This window comes from Kaistella palustris DSM 21579, assembly GCF_000422265.1.
Lineage (GTDB): Bacteria > Bacteroidota > Bacteroidia > Flavobacteriales > Weeksellaceae > Kaistella > Kaistella palustris.
On the sequence record NZ_AULL01000017.1, the window covers coordinates 100,018 to 111,830 of the forward strand.

At 42.3% G+C, this 11,813-nt stretch carries 10 protein-coding genes; 5 read left to right on the forward strand and 5 right to left on the reverse strand.

The genetic code is table 11. The features are described from left to right. Positions 1-19: 19 nt before the first annotated feature. The 4 genes from yihA to H562_RS0107340 all read left to right on the forward strand — a co-directional run bounded on the left by yihA (position 20) and on the right by H562_RS0107340 (position 4,870). On the forward strand, positions 20-640 hold the full coding sequence (yihA, locus tag H562_RS0107325) for a ribosome biogenesis GTP-binding protein YihA/YsxC (RefSeq protein WP_027376908.1): 621 nt from the start codon (positions 20-22) through the stop codon (positions 638-640). Continuing rightward, a complete protein-coding gene (locus H562_RS0107330) occupies positions 640-1,089 on the forward strand; it encodes a GNAT family N-acetyltransferase (protein ID WP_027376909.1) in 450 nt (149 codons plus the stop codon). Before yihA ends, H562_RS0107330 begins: the two co-directional genes overlap by 1 nt. Before the next feature lie 174 nt (positions 1,090-1,263). Further along, positions 1,264-2,622, forward strand: coding sequence for a T9SS type A sorting domain-containing protein (locus H562_RS0107335; protein WP_027376910.1), 1,359 nt, complete (start codon positions 1,264-1,266; stop codon positions 2,620-2,622). 109 nt (positions 2,623-2,731) lie between these two features. Continuing rightward, positions 2,732-4,870, forward strand: a complete 2,139-nt coding sequence (locus H562_RS0107340; RefSeq protein ID WP_027376911.1) for a S46 family peptidase — start codon at positions 2,732-2,734, stop codon at positions 4,868-4,870. A gap of 170 nt (positions 4,871-5,040) precedes the next feature. Here H562_RS0107340 and msrA read toward each other — a convergent pair whose 3' ends face one another. The 5 genes from msrA to H562_RS0107370 form a co-directional block, all read right to left on the reverse strand. Beyond that, positions 5,041-5,604, reverse strand: a complete 564-nt coding sequence (msrA, locus tag H562_RS0107345) for a peptide-methionine (S)-S-oxide reductase MsrA (protein ID WP_394330170.1) — start codon at positions 5,602-5,604, stop codon at positions 5,041-5,043. Positions 5,605-5,768: 164 nt separating this feature from the next. Then, entirely contained in the window at positions 5,769-6,737 is a 969-nt protein-coding gene (locus H562_RS0107350) for an ROK family protein (protein WP_027376913.1), read from the reverse strand. A 146-nt stretch (positions 6,738-6,883) separates the two neighbouring features. Then, complete coding sequence (secA, locus tag H562_RS0107355) at positions 6,884-9,955, reverse strand: preprotein translocase subunit SecA (RefSeq protein ID WP_027376914.1); 3,072 nt, start codon at positions 9,953-9,955, stop codon at positions 6,884-6,886. Between the two features lie 111 nt (positions 9,956-10,066). Further along, positions 10,067-10,288, reverse strand: coding sequence for a DUF2795 domain-containing protein (locus tag H562_RS0107360; RefSeq protein WP_015807225.1), 222 nt, complete (start codon positions 10,286-10,288; stop codon positions 10,067-10,069). 96 nt (positions 10,289-10,384) lie between these two features. Further along, a complete protein-coding gene (locus H562_RS0107370; RefSeq protein WP_027376915.1) occupies positions 10,385-11,413 on the reverse strand; it encodes a GDP-mannose 4,6-dehydratase in 1,029 nt (342 codons plus the stop codon). Between the two features lie 74 nt (positions 11,414-11,487). On the opposite strand from H562_RS0107370, the gene H562_RS0107375 reads away from it, so the two are divergent. Further along, complete coding sequence (locus H562_RS0107375) at positions 11,488-11,754, forward strand: hypothetical protein (RefSeq protein WP_219729258.1); 267 nt, start codon at positions 11,488-11,490, stop codon at positions 11,752-11,754. The last annotated feature ends 59 nt before the right edge of the window (positions 11,755-11,813 follow it).

Consider the following 11,813-nt stretch of genomic DNA (forward strand, 5'->3'; position numbering starts at 1 on the left):
TTCATTAAAAATAAATACCATGGTAATAAAAACAGCAGAATTTGTAAAAAGCAGTGCAAGATGGCAGGACTGTCCCGAACCTGTGATGGCGGAATATGCATTTATCGGCCGGTCCAATGTAGGTAAATCGTCGCTCATCAATGCTATTCTGAATTTTAAAGATCTGGCAAAAACCTCGCAGACCCCGGGAAAAACACAGCTCATCAATCATTTTATCATTAATGAAAATTGGTATCTTACCGATCTGCCGGGCTATGGTTACGCGCGCGTTTCGAAAAGTATGCGGCGCGATTTCGAAAAAATCATTACCAACTATATTCTGAACCGAACAAATCTTGTCAATTTATTTGTTTTGGTCGACAGCAGACATACGCCGCAGAAAATAGATGTGGAATTTATTGAATGGTGTGGCGAAAATGATGTGCCTTTCTCGATCGTTTTTACGAAGTCTGATAAAATGAAGCCCGCGGCACTTGCCGAAAACGTAGAAAACTATAAGGCCGAACTGCTGAAAACCTGGGAAGAACTGCCCGATCTCTACATCACATCGGCAGAAAAAAAAACGGGAACTTCAGATATTCTCAAGTTTATTTCAAAGACCAATGAGCTGCTGGCCAAAAACAAAGTAAAATTTGAATAATGGGCAACGTGATATGGAATATCAAGTCCTTTCACGGTTTATCAGTCGCCGAAATCTACGCTATACTGAAGATCCGGCAGGAAGTATTTGTGGTAGAACAGACGTGTCATTACCTGGACGCCGACGGATCCGATGAAAAAGCACTGCACATCTGGGCGGAAATGGAGGGCGATATTGTAGCATACTGCCGCATTTTTGATGGCAACATAAAGTACAGGGAACCATCAATAGGCCGCGTGCTGACGAAACCGTCGGCAAGAAAACTGGGGCTCGGGCGAGAATTAATGAGGCTCGCTCTGGAAACTATCGAAAACCGGTTTGGTTCTTCAGAAGTCCGTATTTCTGCGCAGGACTATCTTCAAAAATTTTACAGTGAATTTGGTTTTTGCAATACCGGAAAAAGTTATCTGGAAGATGACATTCCGCACACAGAAATGCTTCGAAGCTGATTCGGGTGGCTTTTGCTGTTTTTAATTTTATTAAAAATTTCGCCGGAAAACCACAATATTCCAAAATTTCAAATCTTCACCACTATTCTTGCATTCTCAAAAAAATCATAATAAAGTTTGCTTGTTTTAGCGGAATACTTTAATTTTACCCAAAATCATTAAATTAAAAAGATTATGAAAAAAGTTTTACTTACTGGCTTCGCGCTGGTTTCAATGGCAACCCAGGCACAGGGTTGGGTAGATCAGGCAACAAATTTCCCTGCAAATTTCGGTATCGATGAGATCGCGGTAGTAGATGCTAACACCGTTTGGGCTTTTGCTTATGATGGATCAGGGGCAGGTACCTATCCTAAAATCGTTTCGCGTACAACGGATGGGGGTGCAACATGGACCGCTAAAACAGTGACTGGCCCTAGTACAAACGCATTGATTTCTGATATTGCGGCAGTTGATGCAAACACGGCCTGGATCGTAACAGCCCCATATGCAAGCGGTTCGCAGGCAAACAATGTATATAAGACAACAAATGGTGGTACAACCTGGACTGTACAGGCCTCAGGTTATACTGCAAGTTCATTTGGAAACCAGATTTATTTCTGGAACGCCAATGAAGGCTGGACCAATGGTGACCCGGTAGGTGGTAAATTCGAAATGTACAAAACCATGAACGGTGGTGCTACCTGGACTTTAGTACCGGGAAGACCGGACCAGGAAGGTGACTTCGGTTATGTAGCAATGAAAGAAGTAGTTGGTGACAATATCTGGTTCGGAACAGATGTGGGCAGGATTTTGCACTCAACTGACAGAGGAAATACCTGGACTTCAAGTTACAGCCCTGTATTGGATTTTGGTGGTGTTACTACTTCAGGATCATCCGGCAGCTTTGCATTTAAAGATGGCAACAACGGACTCTTAATTGCTGTGGATGGCGCCGGAACTGTAGCAACTACAGTGGCAAACCTTTACAGTACTAATGATGCAGGCGAAAACTGGGAGCCGATGACGCCAACAGGCCCTTGGTATTTTGGTGATATCGCATATGTTCCGGGAACAGCAAATACTTATGTATCTACAGGTATTAATCCAGGTACAACTGCGCAACCTAAACCGGAATGGTTAGGATCTTCTTACTCAAAAGACGGTGGATTAACCTGGACTGCAATTGATTCAGGAGAACAAAGAGGTAAACTTGCTTTCTTAAATTCAACTACAGGTTGGGCTGGACAGTTTAGCGACGGTCCTGGTGGAACAAAAGGTATCCTTAAATTTGTAGGTGATTTAGCTTTGGCCGTGTCAAATACCGCGGTGAAGTCTGGACTCCAGATTTATCCAAATCCAGCAACCGATGTTGTAAACGTAAAAGCTAAAAATGAAATTCAGGCAGTTTCCGTTATTGATCTTTCAGGTAAGAGAGTTCAGGCCTTTACACAAGGTAGTCAGCTTAACGTATCTAAATTAGCTAAAGGAACTTACATCCTTCAGGTGATTTATGTAAACGGTTCGGTTGAACAAACCAAACTGATCAAAAAATAATTTTTTAAAATTATCAGTATAGAATGGATGAGGTTTTCTCATCCATTTTTTTGTTTAAAAGACCTATATCAAATGATTTTCCTAAATTAGCCTGATTAAAAAATTAACAATGAAAAGAATACTTTTACTGCTCACTTTCATGCTGAGCTTTGTACAATTAAGAGCCGACGAAGGTATGTGGCTTTTGACCATGATCAAAAGACTCAATGGAGTAGATATGCAGAAGGAAGGTCTTAAGCTTACTGCAGAAGAAATCTATTCTGTAAACCATTCCAGCCTGAAGGATGCGATCGTTCAGTTTGCCGGAGGTTGTACCGCCGAAATGGTGTCTAAAGAAGGTTTGCTTTTTACCAACCACCACTGTGGATATGGTGCTATCGCAGCGCTTTCCACTCCCGCTAATGACCACTTGACCAATGGTTTCTGGGCCATGAAAAAAAGTGAAGAACTTCCCGCAGCAGGAGTTAATGTACGGTTTATGGTGAGAATGGATGATGTTTCAAAACGCATCAATGCCAAACTTAATAACAATATGTCAGCCGATGAAAGGAAAGCCATCATCGATGCAGAATATAAAGCCATTCAGGCAGAAAATTCCGAAAACGGAAAATACACGGTAGTAGTTCGCGATTTCTTTAACGGGAATGAATTTTACTATTTTGTGTATCAGGATTTTAAAGATGTAAGATTGGTAGGAACGCCTCCTAACTCACTTGGTAAATTTGGTGGCGATACCGATAACTGGGAATGGCCAAGACATACAGTTGATTTCTCAGTTTTCCGGGTATATGCCGATGCAAACGGTAATCCTGCGGAATATTCGCCAAGCAACGTACCGATGACGCCCAAACATTCACTGCCTATTTCTCTTAAAGGTTACAAACCCGGAGATTTTGCAATGATCGTAGGTTTCCCCGGAAGAACAAACAGATATCTGACTTCTTACGGTATCAGCCAAATGGTGAACAAAGATTATCCGGCATGGGTAGAATCATCTAAACTTGCGATGGATGTGATGAAAAAATATATGGACAAAGATCAGGCTACCAAACTTGACTATGCGTCCCAATATGCATCCGTGGCAAACTACTGGAAAAACCGACAGGGCACAATCGATGCCGTTGAAAAAAACAATACCATTGCTGAAAAGAAAGCTTTGGAAGATAAATTTATGACCTGGGCTTTACTGCCTGAAAACGTAGAAACTTACGGTGGCGTTCTGGAAGACCTTAAAGCCAATTATGCGCAGATTAGCAACAGAAATGTGGAGCGCAACTATTCTTCTCAACTCCAGAGAAATGCCAAATATATTACCATCAGTTACCAGCTTGGCTCGTTACTGAAAACTTATGCAGATCAGGACGAAGCCGGCAAAGCCGCAATGAAACCAAAAGTGATCGCGGCAATTGATAAAGTGTACGATGGCATCAATACAAAATTGGAAGGTGAAATGCTTAACTCCATGGTTAATCTTTACCAACAGAGAGTTGCGAAAGATGTAGCCTCACCTACGTTGATGGCAGCGGATGCAAAAAATCTTTCCACGCTTGCTTTCTCTTCGGTTTTTGCTACCAAAGAATCTGCGATGAATTTTGTTAATAATCCCGACAGATTAAAGATTGATGCAGATCCAATGTTAAAACTTGCCGACGGTTATGTAAATGATCAAAAGCTTGGTGCAGAGAAATTTGCGAAAGTTGATGAAGCATTTGCAAAAAACAACAGAATGTTTTTGGACGGACTTCGGAAATCACAGCCACAAACCGATTTCTATCCCGATGCTAACTCTACGATGAGATTAACTTACGGTCATGTCGCAACCTTACCGGAAAGAAGCGACCGAAAATATTTCGGCATCAGCGAAAAAGATAACTATTATACCGACGTAACCGGAATGGTGGCGAAGTATAAAAAAGGCGATGAAGAATTCGATCTTCCGCAAAGATTCCTGGATCTGGTGAAGAAAAAAGATTTCGGCCGTTATAAAGACAAAAAAGGATTCATGCCTGTCAACTTCCTTTCAGACAATGACATTACTGGAGGAAACTCCGGATCACCGGTGATGGATGGCAACGGAAACCTTATTGGTCTGGCCTTCGACGGAAACAGTGAAGCTTTAAGCGGCGATATCATCTTCGACAAAAAATGGCAGAAAACCATTAATGTAGATATCCGTATGGTTCTCTGGACCATCGAAAAATACGGTAATGCCGGTCACCTGATCAGTGAACTGACTCTGGTTAAATAAGACTTTTAATTTATATTTAAAGGCCGCTGAAATTTTCAGCGGCCTTTTTGTTTTAATGAGTTCAGCTTTTCAGAAGAGATTTAGCTGACTGGAGAATTTTTTATTTTCTTATTAATGGAAATCATTTTCTCGGAAAAAATAAAAGCGAAGAAAAATTCTCCGCTTTATATTTAGTTTTCGCTTTCTGCTTTCAGCATGTTGAGCGCTCCGAAATGCTTTTTAAATTTCGCGATCTTCGGTCCTACAACAGCGCTGCAGTAAGGTTGTGTAGGGTTCGCTTCATAATATCCCTGGTGATACTGTTCCGCCGGCCAGAATTTATCGAGTTTGGTAATTTCCGTTACGTACTTTCCACTGTATTTCCCCGAAGCTTCAGATTTTTTCATCGCAGCTTCCGCGTTGTGCTTTTCGGTTTCGTCATTATAAAAAATCACCGAGCGGTATTGTGTCCCAATATCGTTACCCTGCCTGTTGAGTGTAGTAGGATCGTGCAGAAAGAAAAATACGTCCATCAGCTGATCATAAGATATAATTTTGGGATCGTAGGTTAACTGTACAACCTCGGCATGTCCTGTTTCACCTGTGCATACTTCTTCATAAGTAGGGTTTTTGGTATGGCCGCCGGCATATCCTGAAGTTGTGGATTCTACACCTTTCAGAAGATCAAGTACGCTGTCAACGCACCAAAAACAACCGCCGCCGAAGGTGATCGTTTCTAAATTTTGTTTGTCCATTTTTTGAATTTTTGTAGCCGCTTTTTTTGTTTCCTGCCCGTTGCAGGCGAATAAAAACGCGCTAAGTATAATTGTTAAGATATTTTTCATCTGACTAAAACTAAAAATTATTTAAAATCATATACGACAAAACAGGCTTTTTAGTTTTACTTGAATGCTTTACTTTAATGTTCCCAGACCAGCGCGCTGGCGCCCAGAATTGCCGCATCTGCTTCATCGAGTTCACTGAAAACAAGTTTCACCTTGTTGCGGAAGATAGGCAGCAGATTCCGTTCCATATGAAGTTTGGTAGGCTTTAAAATAAAATCCCCGGCTTTGATCACTCCGCCAAAAAGCAGAATAGCCTGTGGTGACGAGAACATTACGAAATTTGCAAAAGCCTCACCAAGTTTCTGACCGGTGTACCGGAAAACTTCTATCGAGATAGGATCGCCCTTCTTTGCGCATTCGTAAACAACTTTTGAATTTACCGCTTCTTCGGGGTAGTCGTTCAGCATGGAATCCGGAAACTCCACGCGCATTTTCTTGGCGGTAATGGCAATTCCTGTTGCTGATGCGTACGCTTCCAGAGAGCCTTCTGAGCCTGTGCTCCAGTGTTTTCTGCCACCGGGTTTCACAATTGTATGTCCCAGTTCGCCCGCAAAACCATCATGGCCGTAGATCAGCTGTCCATTGGCAATAATTCCGCTACCGACACCTGTTCCCAGCGTGATCATGATGAAATCCTTCATACCGCGCGCTGCGCCAAACATCATTTCGCCCAGAGCGGCTGCATTTGCATCGTTGGTCATTTTGCAGGGAACTTCAAACTTTTTGGTCATCATTTCAGCAAAAGGAACTACACCTTTCCAATGGAGATTAGGCGCCTGCTCTATGGTGCCGCGGTAATAATTAGCATTGGGAGCGCCAATCCCGATGCCGTCGAAATGTCTGTGGCCGCAATGCTTGAGGATCAGAGGCATGACTTTGTTGTAAAGCGCCTCGATAAAATCTTCCACTTTTGGATATTCATCTGTTTTAAGGTTTCCTTTTTCCAGAATTTCGCCGCGGTGATTTACCAGGCCATACTTGGTGTTTGTTCCGCCAATATCCACACCCAGCGCAACCTGTTTAGACAAATCTATTAATGACATTAAATTTTGAATTTAGTCTTTAAAAATACAAAAATTAGGGATGCATAAAGAAAAAAACTTCCTCATACATGATGAAGAAGTTCTGTACAAAACGTCGTCAAAGCAAAGGTTTTACGCCTTAAAACTTTGACGGGCTGAGTTTTATCTTATGCAGGAATCTCTCCTTTATATAAGAATGAGACTATATCTTTATTGATCTTTTCTACAAGTTCGCTGAACAGGTAAAAAGATTCCTGTTTGTAGATTACAAGCGGATCTTTCTGCTCGTAAACAGCGCCCTGGGACGAACGTCGGAGATCATCCATCTCTCTTAAGTGCAGTTTCCAGTTCTCATCGATGATGGCCAGTGAAATATTCTTTTCGAAATCGGTAACAAGAGAGTCACATTTTGTTTCGTAAGCTTCTTTAAGGTCGGTCACAATGGTCATCGTCTTCGTACCGTCGGTAAAAGGAACCTGAATCATTTTAAACATCGTGCCCTGCGTGTTGTACACATTCTCGATGATGGGGAATGATTTTTCTTTCAGCAGATTCAGTTTCATCTGGTAATCTTCAGACGCGGCGTTGTAAAGGATTTTGGCAAGCTCGGGAACAGGTTTTGTCTTGAAATCGTTTTCAGAAACCGGAGCTTCCATTGTGAAAAACTTGATGATCTCGTATTCAAATTCTTTGTAATCGCCTTCGAGTTTACCTTTGGTAACGATAGACTGCGCTACATCAAAGATCATGTTTGAAATATCATACTTCAGGTGATCGCCGAAGAGGGCGTTCTTTCTTCTTTTGTAGATCACGTCGCGCTGCTTGTTCATAACATCATCATATTCCAGAAGTCGCTTACGGATACCGAAGTTGTTTTCCTCTACTTTTTTCTGAGCTCTTTCAATGGATTTGGAGATCATGCCGTGCTGAATCACTTCACCTTCTTTGTGACCCATTTTATCCATCATTTTCGCAATTCTTTCAGAACCGAAAAGACGCATTAAATTATCTTCGAGCGAAACGTAGAACTGGGAACTTCCCGGGTCGCCCTGTCTTCCGGCACGGCCCCTAAGCTGTCTGTCTACACGTCTTGAATCGTGTCTTTCTGTACCAATGATCGCCAAACCGCCATTTTTCTTCACTTCGCCCTGCAGCTTGATGTCGGTACCTCTACCAGCCATGTTGGTCGCGATTGTTACCACGCCGGGTCCGCCCGCCATAGCCACGATTTCGGCCTCACGTGCGTGAAGTTTTGCATTAAGGACGTTATGCTGGATCTTTCGCAGCTGAAGCGCTCTGGAAAGTAACTGTGAAATCTCCACCGAAGTGGTGCCCACCAATACAGGTCTTCCTGCGGCGGTAAGTTTTTCGATCTCTTCGATTACAGCGTTATACTTTTCGCGGTTGGTTTTATATACCAGGTCCTGCTTGTCATCTCTGATGATTGGTCGGTTTGTGGGAATAACCACAACATCGAGTTTGTAAATTTCCCAAAGTTCACCGGCTTCCGTTTCCGCTGTACCTGTCATACCCGCAAGTTTGTTGTACATACGAAAGTAGTTCTGCAGGGTGATGGTTGCAAAGGTTTGTGTTGCTGCCTCGATCTTTACATTTTCTTTGGCTTCAATGGCCTGGTGAAGTCCGTCGGAATAGCGTCGGCCTTCCATAATACGGCCGGTTTGTTCGTCAACGATCTTTACTTCGCCGTCGATCACTACGTATTCGTCATCTTTTTCAAAAAGGGTGTAAGCCTTTAACAATTGACTTAACGTGTGAATTCTTTCGGATTTTACGGCAAAGTCGCTGAAAAGTTTTTCTTTCGCTTCGAATTCTTCTTCTTTGCTTAAGTTTTGGGCTTCCAGCTCCGCGATCTCGGTACCGATGTCATTAAGGACGAAGAAATCTTTGTCCTCGTTTCCGGCAGACATATATTCTACACCTTTATCCGTAAGATCGATCTGGTTGTTTTTTTCATCGATAACAAAATAAAGATCCTTATCTACAATAGGCATATCTTTATTGTTATCAGCCATGTACTGACCTTCCGTTTTCTGAAGCAGCGCTTTATTTCCGCTTTCGGAAAGGAATTTAATCAAAGGTCTTGATTTCGGTAAGCCTCGGTACGCCTGGAGCAGTTTGAAACCACCTTCTTTGGTGTTGCCGTTGGCAATCAGTTTTTTAGCTTCGTTGAAAAGAGCGGTAACGGTTTTTTTCTGAATTTCTACAATGCGGTCGATAGACGGCTTCAGCACATCAAATTCCTGTCTGTCACCCTGCGGAACGGGACCTGAAATAATCAGCGGTGTTCTGGCATCATCTACCAAAACAGAATCCACCTCATCTACAATGGCAAAATTGAGTTCACCCTGAACAAGTTCTGAAGGTGAAGTCACCATATTATCGCGCAGATAATCGAAACCGAATTCATTATTGGTTCCGTAAGTAATGCTGGATTGGTACGCTTTTCTACGTGCATCTGAATTTGGCTGATGCAGATCGATACAGTCAATAGTTAAACCGTGAAATTCATAAATCGGACCCATCCAGGCGGAGTCACGTTTTGCAAGATAATCATTTACGGTAACCACGTGAACGCCTCTGCCGGGAAGTGCGTTCAGATAAATCGGCAAGGTTCCCACCAGGGTTTTACCTTCACCGGTCGCCATCTCGGCGATTTTTCCGCTGTGCAGCACCACACCGCCGATGAACTGTACGTCGTAATGTACCATATCCCATTTTACGGGAGTTCCGGCCGCATCCCACTCATTTTTATAAATAGCGGTGTCGCCCTGAATCTCAACGAAATCTTTAGTTGCTGCCAGTTCGCGGTCCAGGTCTGTAGCCGTAACGGTGATCTGACCGTTTTGTGCAAGTCTGCGGGAGGTTTCTTTAATAAGAGAAAAAGCTTCAGGAAGAATTTCATTGAGCACTTTTTCTTCGATCTGATAAGAATCTTTTTTAAGCTGTTCTATTTTTGCAAAAAGCGCTTCCTTCTCGTCGATGTTTGCGGCAGATTTTACCTGCTCCTGCGTCTGCTCGATCTGCGCGCTGATTTCTGCGGTGGCAGCTTTTATTTTCTCTTTAAATTCTGCGGTTTTATTTCGTAAGCCATCATCAGTAAGTTCCTGAATCTGGGGCTCAACGGCTTTAATTTTGGTGACTACTTTTTTTACTTCCTTTAGGTCGCTTAAATTTTTATCACCCAGGAAACCTTTAAGAACTTTATCTATAAAACCCATATTATTTGCTTTCGGCCTTTTACGCAACGCGTACAGCCATTTTAAAAATTTTTAATTTTTAGAATTTTTCTAAAATATAAAAACCGTTCTTCTCAGAAGAAGCGGCTGTTTTTAGTATTCGTCTTCATTCCACAGAAAATCATCATCTGTAGGATAATCGCTCCAGACTTCTTCAATGGATTCGTAAATCTCGCCCTCATCTTCAATTGCCTGAAGATTTTCTACAACCTCCATGGGAGCGCCTGTACGAATGGCGTAATCGATAAGTTCTGCCTTTGTCATCGGCCACGGTGCATCACTAAGGTACGAGGCCAATTCTAATGTCCAATACATATAATTAAATTTTTGCAAAAGTATAAAAATACGCGACATAAAAAAGGTTTTTGTCGCTGATTTTCAATAAACTTTGATTTTTTGTGAGTAAATTTTTCAGGAACCTTTTTTCAAAAACCATTCCACAAACTTTTTTATGCCAGTTTTGAAATGGGTGGCCGGTAAATAGCCTAAAAGCGTGCGTGCCTTGGTAATATCGGCAGCGGTTTTCTGCACATCGCCGGGCTGCATTGGCAGCATTTTCTTATGTGCTTTCTTTTCCAGCGTTTCCTCTATTACTGCCACCATTTCCTCCAGTGTCACCACTTCATCACCGCCGAGGTTGATGATCTCATATATATTTTCATGGGTCTCGACCAGATGGAGCGCTTTTACAATACCTTCAATGATATCATCGATGAAAGTGTAGTCGCGTGCAGTGGAACCGTCGCCGTAGAAAGGCAGCGGTGTATTTTCGGTAATGTTCTGTGTGAATTTGTGGATCGCCAGGTCAGGTCGCTGCCGCGGACCGAAAACGGTAAAAAACCGCAGATGCACCATACTGATTTTGTAAAGGTGGTGGTACACGTGACCAAGTATTTCTGTACATTTCTTGGTGGCTGCGTAAGGTGAGATCGGCTGGTCGACACTGTCATCCTCAGAAAAGGATATTTTGTCGCTGTTGCCGTAAACGCTTGAACTGGAGGCATTAAGGAACTTCAATATTCCGTGTTCCCTGGCAAGCTCCCAAAGATTCATTGTACCTTTAATGTTTACTGCTTCATAATCGAGTGGTCTTTCAATAGAAGGCCGCACGCCGGCCAGGGCAGCCAAGTGAATAATGACATCAATCCTGTGTTTAGCGAAGATCTTTTCAAGGCCATTTTTGTCCCTTATATCCTGATAATAAAGCTGATAATCTTTCGAAGAAGTTTCAAAAATAAGTTTTTGGATGTCATGTTCCTTTTCCCGGAACGAGAATTCGGTCGGTAATTTTACCGATTCCAGTGTATTGCGTACTTTGATTTTATAATCATAAAAATCATCGAAATTGTCAATATTTATGACAGAATGTCCGCTGCTGAGCAGGCGTTCGACCAAATGGGATCCTATAAATCCGCTTCCGCCGGTAATGAGGTAATTCATTTTATCAGGTAAAAAATAATTGCGCTGTAATTATTTTGTAAATTGCAGATACAAAGCAGAAAGTTATGAAAAAAATGTGGATAAATCCGGTAGTGCTGGCCTCGGTATTTTTATGCCTCGTCAGTTGCACAAAAAAAGAAAATGAAAAGGTGGAACCTGTTTCTACAGTGGCGAACGTCTCCCCGCACGACTCACTGTTAGCAACGGATTCTATGAGACTCAGCGATGATTCCGCAACAGTGAAAACTGCAGTTGGTGTGCAGGATGAAGAACAGAACGCCTTGCAAAACGAAAAAACTGCCGCCGAGAAACTGAAGGAAGATGAACGGAAAGTACAATAACTTCTCTAAAATCTGACAACATCCTGGCAAAGGGATGTTTTTTTATATTTGACTCTAAA